We start from the raw sequence: 17,691 nt of genomic DNA, 5'->3' as shown, positions 1-17,691 counted from the left end.
GCTCAGGTGGTGACGGCCTCGGCGGCACGGCGTTCGGCCGCGAAGGCCATGGCGTGCTGGACCACGCCCACGAGGACCTCCTTGACGGATTCCCGGTCGCGGGCGTCGCACAGCAGCACCGGCACGTCGTCGTCCAGGTCGAGTGCCCCGCGGACGTCCTCGACGGGGTGACGGGCCGCTCCCTCGAAGCAGTTGACGCCGACGACGAAGGGGATGGAACGCCGCTCGAAGTAGTCGACGGCCGCGAAACAGGCGTCCAGCCGACGGGTGTCCGCGAGGACGACGGCACCGAGGGCGCCCTCGGAGAGTTCGTCCCACATGAACCAGAAGCGTTCCTGGCCGGGCGTCCCGAACAGGTAGAGCACGAGGTCCTCGCGCAGGGTGATCCTGCCGAAGTCCATGGCCACGGTCGTGGTGTGCTTGGACTCCACGCCGCTGAGGTCGTCGACCGGGCGGCCCGCCTCGGTGAGCAGTTCCTCGGTGCGCAGCGGTCTGATCTCGCTGACCGCGCCGACCAGGGTGGTCTTGCCCACGCCGAAGCCGCCGGCCACCAGGATCTTGAGCGTGACGGGCTCGACCGGTGGCGTGGAGCGCTCAGAACGCCCGAAGATCATCGAACTCTTCTCCTGCTTGATGGGGGGTGGGAGGACGGCGGTCCGTAGCCTCCGCCGCCGGGGGTCTCCACGACCAGGACGTCGCCGGGGCCGACGTCCGTCGCGTCGCTTCCGCCCAGTTCGGTGACCGTCCCGTCGGCACGCTCCACCCGGTTGGCACCCAGCGCGCCGGGCTCGCCGCCCGCCATGCCGTACGGGGGCACCCTGCGGTGCTGGGAGAGGGTGGAGACGGTCATGGGCTCCAGGAACCGGATGCGGCGCACGGCGCCGTCGCCGCCCTGCCAGCGTCCGGCGCCACCGCTGCCGCGCCGGACGGCGAACTCCTCCAGCCGCACGGGCAGACGCCATTCCAGGATCTCGGGGTCGGTCAGCCGCGAGTTGGTCATATGGGTCTGCACGACGCTCGCGCCGGGGAAGCCGTCGCCCGCGCCGGAGCCGGCGGCGACGGTCTCGTAGTACTGGTGGCGGGCGTTGCCGAAGGTCACGTTGTTCATCGTTCCGGAGCCCTCGGCCTGGACGCCGAGTGCGGCGTAGAGCGCGCCGGTGATGGCCTGGGAGGTCTCCACGTTGCCGGCCACGACGGCGGCGGGCGGCTCGGGCGCGAGCATCGAGCCGGGCGGGACGACGATGTCCAGCGGGCGCAGACAGCCGTCGTTGAGGGGGATGTCCTCGGCGACGAGGGTGCGGAAGACGTACAGCACGGCTGCGTTGACCACCGCGTAGGGGGCGTTGAAGTTGGTGGTCAGCTGAGGTGAGGTGCCGGTGAAGTCGACGGTGGCCGAGCGGTTCTCGCGATCCACGCGCACGCGTACGCGGATGACGGCGCCGGAGTCGGTCTCGTAGGCGTACTCGCCGTCGTCGAGGGCGTCGACGACGCGGCGCACGGCCTCCTCGGCGTTGTCCTGGACGTGTCGCATGTATGCCTGGACGACGTCGAGGCCGAAGTCCTCGATCATGCGGGTGACCTCCTCGACGCCCTTGTGGTTGGCGGCGATCTGGGCGCGCAGGTCGGCGAGGTTGGTCATGGGGTTGCGGGAGGGGTGGGCGGCCTGCTCGGTGAGCAGCCGGAGGGTCTCCTCCTCGCGGAAGCGGCCGTTCTCGGCGAGGAGCCAGTTGTCGAAGAGGACGCCCTCCTCGTCGATGGTGCGGCTGTTCGCCGGCATGGAGCCGGGGGCGATCCCGCCGATCTCGGCATGGTGGCCGCGGGAGGCGACGTGGAAGAGGATTCGCTCACTCTCCGTGCCGGCGTCCTGGGCGGCGCCGAAGACCGGGGTGATCACGGTGACGTCGGGAAGGTGGGTGCCTCCGTGGTACGGGTCGTTGACCGCGTAGGTGTCGCCGGGACGCATCCGCGGGCCGCGACGGCGGATGACCTCTTTGACGCTGGTGCCCATGGAGCCCAGGTGGACAGGGATGTGGGGGGCGTTGGCCACCAGGTTTCCGTCGGGGTCGAAGAGGGCGCAGGAGAAGTCCAGGCGCTCCTTGATGTTGACGGACTGGGCGGTGGACTCCAGGCGGGCGCCCATCTGTTCGGCGATCGACATGAACAGGTTGTTGAAGACCTCGAGGAGGACGGGGTCGGCCGCCGTGTCGGCGCGGGAACTCTGCGTGACCGCCGCGCGTTCCATGACCAGATGCCCGCCGTCGGTCGCGGTGGCCCTCCAGCCCTCGTCGACCACGGTCGTGGCACCGGCCTCGGTGATGATCGCGGGGCCGGTGACGGGTGTGTCGGGAGGCAGATCCTCCCGGCGGTGCAGGGGGACGTCGCGCCAGGCGCCGCCGGTGTGGAGGCGGACGGTTCCGGGTGCGGCGGTGCGGCCCTCGTACGGGGCGAGGGCGGACAGATCGGGGGGTTCGGTGATGCCGGTGGCTTCCACGGAGAGGGCTTCGACGACGATCGGCCGGTCGAGGGTGAAGGAGTAGGTGGCGCGATGGCGTTCTTCGAAGGCGGCCCTCATCGCGTCCGGTTCGCTCAGTCCGACGGTGAGGGTGGTGTCGGTGCCGTCGTAGCGCAGCTGGGCGCGGCGGGTGACGCGGATGCGCTCGCCCGGCACGTCCTCGGCGAGGAGTTCGCCGCGGGCGGCGGCCTCCAGGTCGTCCGCCGTCGTCAGGATGCCGGGCATGGCGGCCGGTTCCAGCGCGGCCTCCACCGACTGCTCGCGCATGGCGGTGGTGTCGGCCAGCCCGATGCCGAGTGCGGAGAGGAGTCCGGCCATGGGCGGTACGAGCACGGTGCGGATGCCGAGGGAGTCCGCGACCATGCAGGCGTGCTGGCCGCCGGCCCCGCCGAAGGTGGTGAGGGCGTAGCGGGTGACGTCGTGGCCCTTCTGGACGGAGATCCGCTTGACCGCGTTGGCGATGTTGGCGACGGCGATCCGCAGGTAGCCCTCGGCGACCTGTTCCGGGGTGCGGTCGTCGCCGGTCTGCTCGCGGATGTCGCGGGCGAGCGCGGTGAAGCGGTCGCGGACGAGCGCGTCGTCGAGGGGCTGGTCGCCGTCGGGGCCGAACACCTCGGGGAAGTGGGCGGGCTGGATGCGGCCGAGCATGACGTTGGCGTCGGTGACGGCGAGCGGGCCGCCGCCCCGGTAGCAGGCGGGGCCCGGGTCCGCGCCCGCCGAGTCCGGCCCTACGCGGTAGCGGGACCCGTCGAAGTGCAGCACCGAGCCGCCACCGGCCGCGACGGTGTGGATGTCCAGCATCGGTGCGCGCAGCCGTACCCCGGCGATCCGGGTGGTGAAGACGCGCTCGTAGCCACCGGCGAAGTGCGAGACGTCGGTGGAGGTGCCGCCCATGTCGAAGCCGATGACGCGGTCGAACCCGGCCAGCTCCGACATGCGGGCCATGCCGACGATGCCGCCCGCGGGGCCGGACAGGACGGCGTCCTTGCCGCGGAACTGGCCGGCCTCGGCGAGGCCGCCGTTGGACTGCATGAACATCAGGCGGACGCCCGTGAGGGCGTCGGCGACCCGGGCGACGTAGCGGCGGAGCACAGGCGACAGATAGGCGTCGGCGACGGCCGTGTCACCGCGCGGGACGATCTTCATCAGAGGGCTGACCTCGCTGGAGAGCGAGATCTGCGGAAAACCGATACGGGCCGCCAGCGCGCCCACCGCCTGTTCGTGGGCGGGGTGGAGGTGGCTGTGCAGACAGACCACGGCGACCGCGCGGATGCCGTCGTCGTACGCCTTTTGCAGTGCGTTCGCGAGGGCGTCCAGGTCGGGTGCGCGCAGCGGGGTGCCGTCGGCCGCGATGCGTTCGTCGACCTCGATGACGCGTTCGTGGAGCAGTTCGGGCAGTTCGATGCGGCGGGCGAAGATGTGCGGCCGGTTCTGGTAGGCGATGCGCAGGGCGTCGCCGAAGCCCCGGGTGATGACGAGGGCGGTGCGTTCGCCCTTGCGTTCGAGGAGGGCGTTGGTGGCGACCGTGGTGCCCATGCGGACCGCTTCGACGGTCCCGGACGAGTCGCCGAGCAGCTCACGCACCCCGGCGACGGCGGCGTCGGGATAGCGCGCCGGATTGTCCGACAGCAGCTTGTGCGTGAGCAGCCGGCCGTCCGGGCGCCTCGCGACGATGTCCGTGAAGGTGCCGCCCCGGTCCACCCAGAACTGCCAGCCCGGCACCTGTCCACCTCGCTTCCGCACGGTTCACAGCGCCCGGAGGCCGTTGATCACGTCGCGCAGAATACTCTCGTCCGGCAGCTCGGCCGGGGGGACGGGGCGGGTCACATGGATGAACTCCCGGTCGACGAGATCGCCGACGAGGACCCGGACCACTCCGACGGGAAGGTCCAGCTCGGCGGCGAGTTCGGCGATCGACTGCGGGGTGTCCCGGCACAGCCCGACGATGTCCGTGTGTTCCGGCGACAGCGTCGGATCCTTCTCGGGATCGCCCGCGTGGGTCTCGGTGACGACGACCGCGATCAGGTCGAGGCGGTGCTGGGCCGTGTGTCTGGTCCGGCCGCGTGTCATGGCGTACGGACGGACGACCGGTCCTGCCTCGTCGTCGAACCAGTGGCTTCGTGCCTGACCGTCTGCGCTCATGTCATCCCACTACCCGCCGGCGGGCAGATCGGTGCGTGGAGTGCTCCCCAGATGCACGCCGACCCGCTTGACCAGCAAGGTCATCTCGTAGGCGACCTGGCCGACGTCGGAGTCGGCGTCCGAGAAGACAGCCAGGCAGCTGCCGTCCCCCGCGGCGGTCACGAACAGGAAGGCGTCGTCGAGCTCGACGAGGGTCTGCCGGACGCTGCCCGCCTCGAAGTGGCGGCCCACGCCCTTGGCGAGGCTGTGGAAGCCGGAGGCGACCGCTGCCAGGTGCTCGCTGTCCTCGCGGGTGAGGTCCTTGGAGACGCCGGTCGGCAGGCCGTCGCCGGACAGGACGACGGCCTTGCGGATGCTCGCGACGCGGTCCACCAGGTCGTCGAGGAGCCAGTTGAGCTCACCGGACTTGTTGGTCTCCGTGTGGCCGGTCGCCTTCGGTGCGGTCATCGACCTTCCCCCTCAGTCGTTTCTTGCGGTGCTGTGCCGCTGTGGGCGTCGTCGCCCGCGGCGTTCTCCTCACGGCCGCGCTGCCAGCCGCGCTGGAGCGAGGCCATACGGCTGCGTACTTCGTCGGCGTCGCGGTCCGCGGGATCGGCCCCGTCCTCGGTACGCCGCTGCGGGTCCTGCCGCAGCTGGGGAGCGAGGTTGGCCTGCCGGACCCGGCGGGGCAGCGCCGCGGTGCCGGTCTGTTGCGCCTCGGGGTCGGCGGGGCGCACAGGAAGGGCCGGGGTGCCGGTCGCGGGCGCGGCCGGGCGGGAGCGTCGGGGCAGGGCGGGCGTGCCGTGCGGAGCCCGATCGGCCGTGCCTGCCGGGACACCGCGCGACGGGGCGCCGGGTTCGTCCGCGGAGGTGCTCGCCCGGGGGCCGCTTCCGGCGCTGCGGAGGTCCGTGCTCCAGCTGCGGTCGGGTCCGGTGCCCCGGCGGGCGGCGGACGGGGTGCGTCGGCGTGAGGGCAGCGGCGCGGAGCCGTCCGGCTCCGGACGGCCGGCTGCGGGGAGCCCCCGCTCGTGCGGGACCGGCCCGGTGGCGGCCGGGGCGTCCTCGTCCGGCTCGCCGCGTCGGGACCGCTGCCCGGTCACGGGGCGGCCGTGGGAGCTGACGAGCTTCGGGGTGTGCCGGCGAGGCAGCGGCACGGGTGCGCCGGCGTCCTCGGGCTCCGGACGGCCGTCGCCGCCCTCCTGCAGTCCGGAGGCGGGCTGGTACGGGGTGGCGGAAGCCTTGGTGTCGGTGTCCGTGCGCGCGATCGAACGGCGGGGGCGGAACAGCCCGCCGCGCTCGCTGTCCTCGTCGCCGAGGGCGCCCGGGAAGTCCCCGATGGCGTCCAGGTCGACGGGGCCCTCCAGCTCCACGGGTCCGTCCAGGAGTCCCGCGGACAGACCGGGGAGCGGGACGGGGACCTGGGAGAGCGCGGTGCGGCGGCTTCCCGCCGGGTCGGGCTCCTTCGCCGTGCGGGGACGGTCGAGGCGGAAACCGATGCCGTTGGTGTCGGGCACGTCGTCGGTGAGCAGGGCGTCGGGGATGAAGACGACCGCTGTCGTGCCGCCGTACGGCGAGGGCTGGAGCGAGACACGCACGTTCTGGCGCTGGGCGAGCCTGCTGACCACGAACAGCCCGAGCCGGTCGGTGTCGGACAGTTCGAACTCGGGGGTCTCGGCGAGCCGGAGGTTGGCGTCCAGCAGCGCTTCGGCGGCCATGCCGAGACCCCGGTCGTGGATCTCCAGGGTGAAGCCGTTGGCCACACGCTCGCCGAGCACCTGCACCGCGGTGTGCGGGGGCGAGAAGACCGTGGCGTTCTCCAGGAGTTCCGCCACCAGGTGGGTGAGGTCGGCGACGGCGGGGCCGGTGACGGCCGCCCGGGGCAGCCGGCGCACCTCGATGCGCTCGTAGTCCTCCACCTCGGCGACGGCGGCACGGACGATGTCCATGAGCTGGATGGGTTTGCGCCACTGCCGGGACGGGGCGGCGCCGGAGAGGATCACCAGGCCCTCGGCATGGCGGCGCATACGCGTGGTCAGGTGGTCGAGCCGGAAGAGGTCGGCGAGTTCCTCGGTGTCCTCGGTCCTGCGTTCCATGGTGTCGAGGAGGGTGAGCTGCTTGTGGAGCAGGACCTGGCTGCGGCGGGCGAGGTTGACGAAGACCTCGGAGACACCGGCCCGCAGTTCCGCCTGCTTGACGGCGGCTTCGACGGCGGCCCGCTGAAGGGTGTTGAGGGCCTGGCCGACCTCACCCATCTCGTTCCTGTCGTACTCCAGGCGCGGGACCTCGGTCTCCACGTCGACCTGCTCGCCCGCCGACAGGCGGCGCATCACGCTGGGCAGGCGGACGCCGGACGCCTCGTGGGCCTCCATGCGCAGTTGACGCAGGTCGCGGATGAGGCCCCGGCCGATGCGCACGGACACGACGAGGGAGGCCAGCAGGGCGACGAGACCGAGGACGCCGGCGATGACCGCCTTGACGATGACGCCGGTCACGATCGGGCCGACCCGGTCCTGGTAGCGGTTGCCCGCCTGGTCGTTGAGGGAGGCGAGCTCGTCGAGCACGTTGCCGGCGGCGGCGTTCCAGCTGGTCACGGTGACGCCGCGCGGCTGGCCCGACCTGGCCTTCACGGCGTTCTCCTCGGCGGCGCGCAGAGGTGCGCTCGTGGCGTTCCTCCAGAACCGGGTGAAGCGGTCCCGCTCGGAGGAGGGCAGCAGGGGCAGATTGATGTCGTAGAGGAGGCTGCGCTGGGCCACGAGGTCGGAGATGTCCCTGGCCTCGGCGCGGGTGACCTCGCCGACGACGAGGGCGGAGCCGAGGAGTGCGTCCTCCCGGGAGAGGAGTTCGCGGGCGCGGCTGAGGCTGACCAGGGCGCGGTACTGCTTGTCCATCTCCGTGTTGTCGAGCACCTGGAGGTCGGCGAGCAGCTCGTAGCAGGGGTCGATCAGACGGTTGTAGAGGTCGAGGGCGTGGGCCCGGTCGACGGTGCCGTCCTCGACGCTGAGGCGCAGCGGGTCGATTCCGTCGAAGGCGTCCAGGACGGTGGTGAGGCGCTCGTCCGTGTCCGGTCCGACGGCGTCGAGCAGATCGGGATCCTGTGCGTTCTTCCGGATCTCGGCGACGGCCCTGTCGGTCGCGGCCCTGCTGCGTCGCAGCGCGGCGAGCGCGTCGGAGGCCCGGGGGTCGGCGAGGTAGGCGAGGCTCTGGCGGCGTTCCTCCTGCAGGACACGCACAGTGTCCTCGGCCGGGTAGCCGATCTCCTCGACGACGGACGACCCGCTGAACAGGCGACTCGCCTCACGCCCTGTGATCACGGTGGCGAAGGCCCAGATCGCGGTCAGGGACAGCAACGGCACGAGAAGCAGCGCCACGATCTTCCGGCGGATGGATTTCCCGCGAAAGCGCATGGCCTCCCCCAGCTCGGCCCCCACCATCAGGGGGCACACATGTGCGTCAACAAACGGCGCGAGCCTACTACCGACACACAGTTAACTCGAAGAGCCATCCGGAAGCCGAACTTCCGCACTGCCGGGGAGAGATGACGCGTTGTCCGCCCATTCCGGGAGATTGCCACCCCGAAAGCCGCAGGGTGCGCGAGACCCGAAGTGATCGAGCCCTCCGACCAATTGGCCGGAATTTTTCGGAGCTCGGGAATCTTCGGGGTACTCCGTTCGTCATGCATACGGGAGATGGGGGCGGAATCGGCCACAGGAGCCGCATCCTGCACCCCGGCGGCGTAAACTGACGCAAGCCGGGCAGGCAGTGGAGAGACGGCCTTCGGGTCGGATCGAGACGCCTGCTGGCGGTGGGGAGTGACACGGTGATGGGCACGGCGGAGCGACGCGAGACACCCGGACGGGGCACTGCGGCGCGGGTCGCGGTTCGAGGCGGCGCCAAGGCACCGGACCTCGGTCTTCCGGGGAATGCGAGAAGGGCGACGGACGAGCCCGGCACGGCCACCACCACGGTGCGGGACACCTGGGCAGAACGCGACGGAGCCATGCGGGACGCATCGGCCGGAGGCACCGCGCACCCCCGTGACACCGGCAGCACCGTGCGGCGTTCCGCCTACCGGCCGCTGTGGGTGGAGGAGCCCGCGACGCGGCGCAGACTGCCCGACCCGGTGCGCAGGGCGGCGGTGCGAGCAGTGCTGATCATCGCGCTCACGCTGATACAGGCGATGATCGCGTTCCTGAGCACCCTGGCCGGGTCCTGGCTGGCGTTCCCCATGATCCTCAGCAGCGTCGCCAGCACCGTGGCGGCGACCTGGGGCGTGCTCGACGTCTGGGTGACCCGCCAGGTCTGGAACCAGCGCAACGGCGTGGTGTCCATCCCGAGCAGCACTGCCCGCGCCCTGCGGCGGGAGCGGCGCCGGACCCGCCGACAGGCACGGGCCGTCGCGCGCGCCCAGGAGCGGATACGCCGGCCCGGCGGTGCCGGGCAGCTCTCCCACTCCTGAGTGACGGACCCCGGCGACGAGCTCCTGCGTCTCACCCCGGCACGGCGCGTACGAGCCTCTCCGGCTGTCGAAGCCGTGGGTAATCTGATGTTCCGCATGGCGCAAGAGGGTGGGCTGTGCGCAACAGCGTGTGAGAGTTGGGTCATGGCCCGCAGGCAGAGACAGTCCGGCGTCGGCGAGGAGCACGGCGAGAGCCCGTCGCGGCAGAGCGGCAGGGGCGCCGCGGGTGCCGTGCAGTCGGTGGACCGGGCGGTGAGCGTCCTGGAGATCCTCGCGCGGCGCGGGGAGGCGGGCGTGACGGAGATCGCCGACGAGCTGGGGGTGCACAAGTCGACTGCGTTCCGGCTGCTCGGTGTTCTGGAGAACCGGGGCCTGGTGGCGCAGGCGAAGGAGCGCGGCAAGTACTACCTCGGAGCCGGCATGCTGCGGCTCGCGGGGGCGGCGGCCGTGCGGCTGGACATCTCGCAGGAGGGCGTGCCGGTGTGCCGGGAACTCGCCGACGAGCTGGGCGAGACGGTGAACATCGCGGTCCTGGACGACGACGCGGCCGTCAACATCATGCAGGCCCGCGGCACCGCATCGGTCACGGCGCAGAACTGGCTCGGCAGACGCACTCCGCTGCATGCCACCTCCAGCGGCAAGGTGCTGCTCGCCCACATGCCGCCGACCCTGCGGGAGGGCCTGCTGGCGAGGCCGCTTCCGCGGTTCACCGAGCGCACGGTCACGGCCGCGGCGATCCTGCGGGGCGAGCTGGACGCCGTGATCGAGCGGGGGTACGGGGTGACGGTCGAGGAGCTGGAGCTGGGGCTGGCCGCGGTGGCCGCGCCGGTCAAGGCCCATGACGGCGAGGTGATCGCGGCCGTCAGCGTCTCCGGGCCGGTGTACCGGATGAGCGCGGACCGTCTGCCGGAGCTGGCGGAACGCACCGCCGCGGCGGGCGCGGAACTGTCACGGCGGATGGGCTACGGCTTCTGATCAAGGCGCACACCCGAGCCATCGGGTGCGCCATCGGGTCCGGCACGCCACCGGGCCCGTCGTCCCGCCCGGCGTATCGCCCCGCCCGTCGGGACAGTCCCTGCGGTGCCGTACGCGACGAGGGCGGGGAGGGACGGGGAAGAGGGCGACCGGCCCGGCACGGCCCGACGGTCGCCCTCACCTCGGCTCCGTCCGACGCGCAGAGCCGGCCGAGGGCGACCGTCGGGCCGGGCGATCGTCAGACCGGGCGCTTGAACATCCGGGTCGCCGTGATCTCGCTGTGCACCGCCTCCTCCGGCCGGGACTGCTGCGGCAGTCCCGGCCGGAGGTGCTCCTCCACGCTGATGTACTTCAGGCCGGCCCGCAGGTCCGCGTCGTTGCGCAGACGGATGACCAGCGGGAACTCCGCCAGGGCGGTCGTGTCGAACAGACCGGTCGTGTACAGGAGCTGGACGCCCAGCGCGTCCGAGACGGCGCGCTGGAGTTCCAGGAGGTAGGTCGCGTTGGCGCGGCCGATGGGGTTGTCGAGGAAGAGCGTGCCGGCGTGGCGGTGCTTGTCGCGGCCCCGGTCGTTGGAGCGCAGGGCGGCCATCGTGCAGTACAGGGCGATGGCGGCGGTGAGCAGCTGGCCTCCGGAGAAGACGTCGCCCATCTGCCCGACGGGGACGCGCTCGGCACGCAGCACGGCGTCGGGCTTGAGGATCTCGACGGCGACGCCCTTGGGCTGAAGGGCCGCGGCGACGCCTCTGAGCAGCAGGGACATACCGTCGCGGCGCAGGTCGGAGTTCTTCTTCACCGCCGCCCGGGTCGCTTCGTCGATGACCTCGCCCAAGCGCTCGGTGAGGGTCGCCTGGTCGGGTTCCTCGAAGCGGATGCGCAGGAACTCCTGGCCCGACCACTCACCGAGCCCCTCGGGCAGCCGGGACAGCCGCTGCGCCGAACGCAGGGTGGCCAGCGCCGACTCGACCAGTCCGCGCAGCCGGTCGACGATCGAGTCGCGGTTGCGCTCCAGCTGGGCCAGCTCGTCGGTGAGAACGCGGAGCCGGGGCGCGAAGGCGTCGGCCCACTTCTGCGCGTGCTCGGGCAGCGTGGAGGCGGGCAGCTCACGGATCTGCTGCCGGGCAGGGGTGCGGACCTGCTCGTAACGGGTGGAGTTGGCGTGCCGCACGAGGACGTCGCCCGCCTCGCGCACGGCGCCCTCGGCGGCCGACAGGTCGGCGGCGCAGCCACGCAGGGAGCGGCGGGCCTCGGCGGCGGACTGCCGGGCGTCCTCCAGGCTGCCGGGATAGGGCTCGGCCTTCTCCTGCTCCTCCTCCGCGGCGTGCTCGCGCAGCAGGTCGCGCAGCAGCGCGGCGATCTCGTCGAAGCCGCCGGCCGCGTCCTCGGCGGCGCGGTGCGCCTCCAGGAGTCCGGCGTGCGCCTCGCGGGCCTGGTTCAGGGCCTCGGTGCGGGAGGCGAGCTCGGCGGTCGCGGTGCGCAGCAGGGCCTGGGCGTGGTCGGCGTCGCGCGGCTGCATCTCCTCGGGCAGCTCGGTGTGCGCGTCGCCCTCCTCCGGGGCGTGCCGCTCGGCCTCGCCGCGCAGCCGGCCCAGCTGCTCGCTGGCGGTGGACATCCGGGTCTCCAGGAGCTGCACCAGCTCCTCGGCGCGCGCGACGGCCGCCTGCCGGGAGGGACCGTCGGAACCGTCCGGGGACTGCAGGAGCTGCTCGGCGCGGGTGCGGACCTTGTTGCTCAGCCGGTCCAGCTCGGCGCGGGCCGCGCTCTCGTCGCTCTCCGCGCGGGCCTGCTCGGCGCGCAGGTCGGCGCCGACACCGACCTTCTCGTAGACCTGGGACGCGGCACGGTACGCCTCACGCAGGGCGGGCAGGGACACCCCGGGGGTGTCCGTGCCGGTGTCGGGCACGTCGTCGGGGGCGCCGGCGATCTCGGAGCGCTCGGCGCGCAGGGCGCGTGCGGTGCGCCGGGCGTCGTCGGCGGCGCGCTGGGCGGCGCGGCGGTCCTCGTCGGCGGCACGGGCCCGCTCCAGGCAGACCTGGGCGCGGGCCTCGGACTCGGTGGCCTCGTCGGCGAGTTCCCGCAGGCGGGCCTGCCAGCCGGCGCGCTCGCGCAGCCGATAGGCGAGTCCGGCGAGGGCGTCGGCGGCCCGCCGTGCCTTCTGCGCGGTCTCCTGCCGTTCGTCGCGGACCTGGGCGGCCTCGGCGGCGGCCTCCTCCGCCTCGGCGCGCGCGATACGCACCTCGGCGAGTTCGGCCTCGCTCTCGTCGGCGAACGCGCGTGCCTGACGGGCGGCCTCGGCCAGTTCCTGCAGCCGTCCGGCCGGGCAGCCGGTGCGCCAGGAGGCGAGCCGTGCGGCCAGCTCGCGGTCCTTGCCGAGCCGGGCGGCGAGCGCGCGGATCTCCTCGTCGCGCTCGGTGGCCCGGGCGCGCAGCGTCCGGCGTTCCTCGTCGGCGGCGTGCTCGTCGTGCATGGCCGGGTTCGGCGGCACGAGGAAGACGTCCGCGGTGCCGGCTCCCGGTGCCGGGGTCGGCGCAAGCAGGGCGGACGCCGTGCCCACGGCCACGGCCGAGCGGGGCAGCAGGGCGGCGTCGCTCAGCGCGTCACGCGCGCGCCCGTGCGAGGCCGGGTCGGTGATGATGACGCCGTCGACGAGTTCGGGCCGGGCGGCGAGCACCCGCGCGTGGTCGGCCGGGTCGACGGCCTGGGCGAGATAGCGCCAGCCGGGCAGTGCGGGGATGCCGTGCTCGCCGAGGAATTCGACGGTGGCCAGCACATCGGGGCCGGGCGGCAGCAGGCCGCCGTCGCCGAGCGCGCCGAGGATGCGGGAGTCGTCGGCGGCGGCGGTGCGCAGCTCGAACAGCTGGCGTTCGGCGGAGGAGACGGCGTCGTCGAGGAGTTCGCGCAGCTCGTCGGCGAACCGGTCCAGTTCCTCCGCGCCGAGGACCGCCTCGGGGGAGGTTCCCTCCTCGCGACGCTGCCCGGGCGCTGCCGCGGACACGTCATGACCGGCGAGCCCCAGCAGTTCGGCGAGGCGTTCCTCGGCGGCGAGGGCCTCGGCGGTGCGCCGTTCGCCGTCGTGGCCACGGTCGGCGGCGACGGCCGCGTCGGTCGCCCGGGCGGCGGTCAGTTCCGCGCGGGACTCGGCGGAGGCGGTCTCGCGGGCCTGCTCGGCGGCCCGGCGGGATGCCTCGCGGGCGGTGTCCCAGGCGGCGACGGCGGTCTTCTCGGCGTCGCTGGCGGCGAGGGCCGCGCGGGCCGGGTCGGCGTCGGGCGCGCTGTCGTCGAGCCAGCCCGCGCGGACGGCCTCGGCGGTCTCCTGCTCGACCTCGGTGAGGCGCTGGCGCAGATGGCCGGCCTCGCTGCGGGCGCGCTGCGCCTCGGTGGCGGCCGCGGTGGCGTCCCGGTGGGCGGCGTCGCCGGCCTCCTGGAGGGCGGCGGAGCGCTCCTCCCCCTCGTTGGCGAGGCTCTCGGCGCTCCCGGCGGCCGCGTGCAGGGCCCGGACGAGATCGCCGGCGGCCTTGGTGCGGGCGGCGAGCGCGGGGGCGGCGTCCCGCTCGGCCTCCTGGATGGCGGAGGCCACGCGGGCGACGCGGTCGGCCGCGGCGCGGTGGCGCAGCACGGCCTCTGCGGCCTGCCAGGCGGAGTGCAGGGTGCGTGCGTCGGCCAGTTCGCGCTTCTGCGCGGCGGCGGACTTCTCGGCGGCGGTGAGCGCCAGCGAGGCGTTGCGGTAGGCGAGTTCGGCGGCGATCAGGGCGCTGCGCCCGCGTGCGGACTCGGAGTGGGTGACGGCGTAGGCGGCGGCGGTGACCCGCTGGGCGAGGTCGGCGGCGCGCATCCGCTCCTGGGCGCCCCGCGCGGACAGCCGCCGGGCCAGGGTGCGGGTGCGTCGTTCGGCGGCGGTGTGCACGTCACGCGCGTGTGCCCGGGTCCCGGCGGCCTCGACGATCCGGCCGAGCAGGTCCACCGACCCGGCGGTGAAGTCGCGTTCGGCGATCAGTTCGGCGCGTCGGCCGAGCTTGTTGCCGAAGCCGCTGACGAGGTCGGCGAGTCCGTCGGTGTCGCGGGTGTCGGTGACGGCGCGCAGCAGCAGGTCGGTGAAGTCGGAGTCCTTCTTGACCGCGAACAGGCCGGCTGCCTCGCCCTCGTCGGCGTTCATCTCCCGCTGGTAGCGGAAGAGTTCGGGGTCGAGGCCGAGGTCGCCGAGGTGCTCGGTCCAGCGCTCGTGGATCTCCTCCCAGTGCACCTCCAGGTACGGGTACGCCTTGCCGGCCTCGGTGACGGCGTCGCGGAAGCCCTTCATCGTCCGGCGGCGGCCCTGGGCTCCGGAGGCGCCTTCCACGGGCGGCCGTACGGCGGTGGACTCGGCGACGGGGAGGTTGTCCAGGGTGAGGCCGGGGCCGGGCCGGAAGGAGTACCAGGCTTCGGCGAACTTGCGGGGATCGTTGGAGACCTGGCGGCCGCGCCATTCGCTGGCCTTGCCGACGACGACGCACTCGCCGGTCAGGACGTGCTGCCACTCCAGGACGACGTGTCCGCAGTCGTCGGCGAGCAGGAACTTGCGCAGCACGCCGGAGCTGGCGCCGCCGAGGGTGTTGCGGTGACCCGGCAGCATCACCGAGAAGATCAGCTTGAGCAGGACGGACTTGCCGCCGCCGTTCTCCAGGAACAGCACACCGGCGGGCGCGGGGCGGCGCGGCGGGCCGACGGGCTCCTCCTCGAAGAACTCCGCCTGCGTGGGCGCGGGGTCGGGCACGACGCCGCCCACGCCCCGCAGGTCAAGCACGGTGTCGGCGTAACGTGCACCTGCGGGTCCGATGGAGTAGAGGCGGACCCGGGACAGCTCGTACATGGCGGACTCTCGTCAGTCTTCGTGAAAGGTGCGGTGGTTCGGGAGCGTCAGGAGTGGAAGGGCAGCCCGGCGTCGGCCACCAGCTCCAGTTCCTCGCCGTCCTCGGCGGGCAGCAGCGTCGGCGAGCCGTCGGTGACCGGTACGACGCCCAGTTCCAGCAGTTCGGCCATGGCGGCGGCGCCTGCCATGTCGCGGACCTGGAGCTGGTAGCGGGCGGTGGTGCGGTAGGTGCCGCCGTGGTCGTCGCCGGTGCGCTGGAGGAAGCCGGAGTCGGTGAGGAACGCAACGGCCTTGCCGACGATGCCGGTGGTGGATCCGGCGAGGCGGCGGGCGTCCTTGGTGGCGCCGGTGGCGCTGCGTCTGGCCCAGATCCGCCAGGCCGCCTCCAGGCCGGGCGCGTCGGTCGCCGGGTCGGTGTTCTCGCCCTGCTGCTCGGCGCGCTCCTCCAGGCGGCGGCATGCCTGGCGGACGAACGCGTCGACGCCGTTGACACTGACCCGGCCGATGTAGCCGTCGTCGGCGAGGTCCTCGGGCCGGGGGAACGCCATGACGGCGACGGCGAGGTGGGCCAGTCCGTGCAGGAAGCGGTCCGAGCCGTCGGCCGAGGTGCGACGCGCGTAGTCGCCCATCCGCACGGCGAACACCGAGTCCTCGGCGGCGGTGACGGCCATGCCCGCGCGCGGGGACACCTCCAGCACGATCAGGCCGAGCCCGGCGGCCACGGCGTCGGCGAGCCGCGCGAACGCCGGGTCCTCGCGGTGGCGCCGCAGCAGCTCGGTGTACTCCTGGTCGCGCGCGGGCTGGAGCTTGGGCTGCAGTCCGAAGGCGACGAGCCGGGCCGCGTCGGCGGCGTCGGCGGGCGTGACGGAGGTGGTCACCGGCGCGGCGGGGGGCTCCGGCTCGCTCCACTCGGTGTGCTCGGTCACTGCTTCGGCTCCTTGCTCGGCTCTTGCTCTCTCATGCTGCTTCCGTCCGGTCCGCCGCCATCCCCGCGGCGTCCAGCAGGGCGGTGCCGACGATCAGGTCGGCGCCGCCGAACTCGGGGTCGTCCAGTTCGGTCCCGTCGTCCACGGCGAACAGCAGTTTCTCCTCGCCCTGCCGGTAGGCGGTGCCGACCGCGGGGCTCGCCGCGTGCACGGCCAGCAGCGCGACGAGATAGGGCAGATCGGGGTCCTGCCGGCGGGCGTCGGCCAGCAGGCCGGAGAGTCTGCGGGGTGCGTCGGCGGGCAGGGCCAGCAGTTCCTTGGCCGCGGCCAGCTGCTCGTCGCTGAACCGGCTGTCGTCCGGCGTGGCGATGAGGTCCGGCTCGGGCATCTCGGCGCCCAGGTGCTCGCGCTCCATCGGCGGGGTCAGCAGTATGTCGACCAGGTCGGCGACCCGCACGGACACCGGTGTCCGCAGTCCGGTCCCCCGCGCGAAGAAGGCGTCGGTGACCTGGACGGCCTGCTCCAGGGGCAGCGGCAGGACGGGCGCGAAGAGGTGCCCGTAGAGGTCCGTCCCGGAGGCGGTCATGGGGGTGGCGAATGCCTGCCGGTCCTGCTCCGCACGGAACAGCGGGCCCGCCTCCAGCAGGCGCGACTGGAGCTGGGTGTGGCGCCGGATGCAGTCCTTGACTATGTCGACCAGCTCGGCGGCACGCCGCTTGTTCTCGGGGTCCTCGGACTCGTCGCGGGCCTTGCGGATGTTCGTCAGGATCGCGTTCTCGTGGCGGTAGCGGTCGGCCACGTGGTCCAGCGCTTCGGCGATCATGTCCGGCACGGCGTTGAGCCAGTCCACCGCGCGGACGTTGCGGCGGGTCGCCTCCAGGGCCCTGCGCAGGCTCTCGGAGTACTGCACGGTGCGGTAGCGGGCCTGCTCGGCGGCGAGCTGGGCGTCGGCGAGGCGGCCCCGGCTGATCAGGATCTCCAGCTTGACCTCGGCGGCGATCTGGGCGCTGGTGACGTCGGTGTCGAGGGCGCCGACAAGGACGTTGACCGCCTCGTCCGTCGTGCGCAGGTAGACGCTGCCGCCGGGGCCGGGGACCTCCTCGATCAGCTTGAAGTCGTAGTCCCGGCGGACGTAGGTGCCGTCCGCGGTGAAGGTGCCGTACACCGCGCGGAAGCCGCGGTCCACGCTGCCGACGTTGATCAGGTTCTCCAGGACCCAGCGGGCCACGCGCTCGTGCTCGGCGGTGGGGCGCTGCGGGGCCTGGGCGGCGATGCGGGGAACGAGCCGGGCGACGACCTGGTCGTGGTCGGCGCCGGTGTCGAAGTCCATGTTGAGGGTGACCAGATCGATGGCCGAGAGGGCCACCTCCGCCATGCCGTACACCGAGTACTCGCCGGCGAGGTTGGCCTTGCGCGCGTCGAGGTCGTGCAGCGGGGCGGTGCAGGCGAGCGCGCGCAGGCGCCGCGCCAGCCCTTCGTCGGCGGCCGGGCCCGGTGCGGGGCGCGGCCCCGCGCTGAGCTGGGGCGGAACGCTGTCCGTCGTTGCTGGCGAAGTCACGGTGAACAGAGTAGGTGCTAGGTCTGACATCGGCCCAAACCGGGAAACCCGCGGACCCGCTCCGGCGGTGCCCCGCCCGCGACCGCCCACCCGGCACCCGGCGCTCCGGCTCCCGGCACCCCCGGCTCCCGGCACCCCTTGCTCCCGGCTCCCGGCTCCCGGCTCCCGGCCGACGCTCCGGTACCCGGCACCCCGGCCGACGCTCCGGCACCCGGCACCCCGGCACCCGGACCAGCGGCCCTCCGTGAGCTCCCGGTGAGCTCCCCGCGCCCGGTCGGTGTCCGGTCGCGGGGCGCC

At 73.4% G+C, this 17,691-nt stretch carries 9 protein-coding genes and 1 pseudogene; 2 read left to right on the top strand and 8 right to left on the bottom strand.

The window, feature by feature from the left end; translation table 11 throughout:
- Positions 1–2 precede the first annotated feature (2 nt).
- The 5 genes and pseudogenes from ACIQGV_RS28320 to ACIQGV_RS28300 all read right to left on the bottom strand — a co-directional run bounded on the left by ACIQGV_RS28320 (position 3) and on the right by ACIQGV_RS28300 (position 8,037).
- On the bottom strand, positions 3–614 hold the full coding sequence (locus ACIQGV_RS28320; RefSeq protein ID WP_402499064.1) for a GTP-binding protein: 612 nt from the start codon (positions 612–614) through the stop codon (positions 3–5).
- Positions 595–4,234: pseudogene (locus ACIQGV_RS28315) on the bottom strand (hydantoinase B/oxoprolinase family protein). Before ACIQGV_RS28315 ends, ACIQGV_RS28320 begins: the two are co-directional and overlap by 20 nt.
- A gap of 24 nt (positions 4,235–4,258) precedes the next feature.
- Complete coding sequence (locus ACIQGV_RS28310; protein ID WP_402499061.1) at positions 4,259–4,654, bottom strand: DUF742 domain-containing protein; 396 nt, start codon at positions 4,652–4,654, stop codon at positions 4,259–4,261.
- Between the two features lie 9 nt (positions 4,655–4,663).
- Positions 4,664–5,101 carry a roadblock/LC7 domain-containing protein gene (locus ACIQGV_RS28305; protein WP_402499059.1) on the bottom strand — a complete coding sequence of 146 codons (438 nt, stop codon included), beginning with the start codon at positions 5,099–5,101 and terminating at the stop codon, positions 4,664–4,666.
- Entirely contained in the window at positions 5,098–8,037 is a 2,940-nt protein-coding gene (locus ACIQGV_RS28300) for a nitrate- and nitrite sensing domain-containing protein (RefSeq protein ID WP_402499057.1), read from the bottom strand. Before ACIQGV_RS28300 ends, ACIQGV_RS28305 begins: the two co-directional genes overlap by 4 nt.
- Before the next feature lie 416 nt (positions 8,038–8,453).
- Between ACIQGV_RS28300 and ACIQGV_RS28295 the strand changes: the two genes are divergently transcribed.
- Together ACIQGV_RS28295 and ACIQGV_RS28290 are read left to right on the top strand one after the other, a co-directional pair.
- The gene (locus ACIQGV_RS28295; RefSeq protein WP_402499055.1) at positions 8,454–9,089 is read left to right on the top strand and encodes a hypothetical protein; all 636 of its coding nucleotides are present in this window, start codon (positions 8,454–8,456) and stop codon (positions 9,087–9,089) included.
- 231 nt (positions 9,090–9,320) lie between these two features.
- Positions 9,321–10,064: an IclR family transcriptional regulator gene (locus tag ACIQGV_RS28290; RefSeq protein ID WP_402499097.1), complete on the top strand. Its 744-nt coding sequence runs from the start codon at positions 9,321–9,323 to the stop codon at positions 10,062–10,064.
- Between the two features lie 238 nt (positions 10,065–10,302).
- Here the strand turns inward: ACIQGV_RS28290 and ACIQGV_RS28285 are convergent, their stop codons facing one another.
- The 3 genes from ACIQGV_RS28285 to ACIQGV_RS28275 are packed head-to-tail and all read right to left on the bottom strand — an operon-like array spanning position 10,303 to position 17,394.
- A complete protein-coding gene (locus ACIQGV_RS28285; protein ID WP_402499053.1) occupies positions 10,303–14,910 on the bottom strand; it encodes a hypothetical protein in 4,608 nt (1,535 codons plus the stop codon).
- 47 nt (positions 14,911–14,957) lie between these two features.
- On the bottom strand, positions 14,958–15,836 hold the full coding sequence (locus tag ACIQGV_RS28280) for a hypothetical protein (RefSeq protein WP_402499051.1): 879 nt from the start codon (positions 15,834–15,836) through the stop codon (positions 14,958–14,960).
- 31 nt (positions 15,837–15,867) lie between these two features.
- Positions 15,868–17,394, bottom strand: coding sequence for a hypothetical protein (locus tag ACIQGV_RS28275; RefSeq protein WP_402499048.1), 1,527 nt, complete (start codon positions 17,392–17,394; stop codon positions 15,868–15,870).
- Positions 17,395–17,691 lie beyond the last annotated feature (297 nt).

It is taken from the genome of Streptomyces sp. NPDC093094 (genome assembly GCF_044754345.1).
Classification (GTDB): Bacteria; Actinomycetota; Actinomycetes; order Streptomycetales; family Streptomycetaceae; genus Streptomyces.
This window is presented reverse-complemented; position numbering and strand designations above follow the sequence as displayed.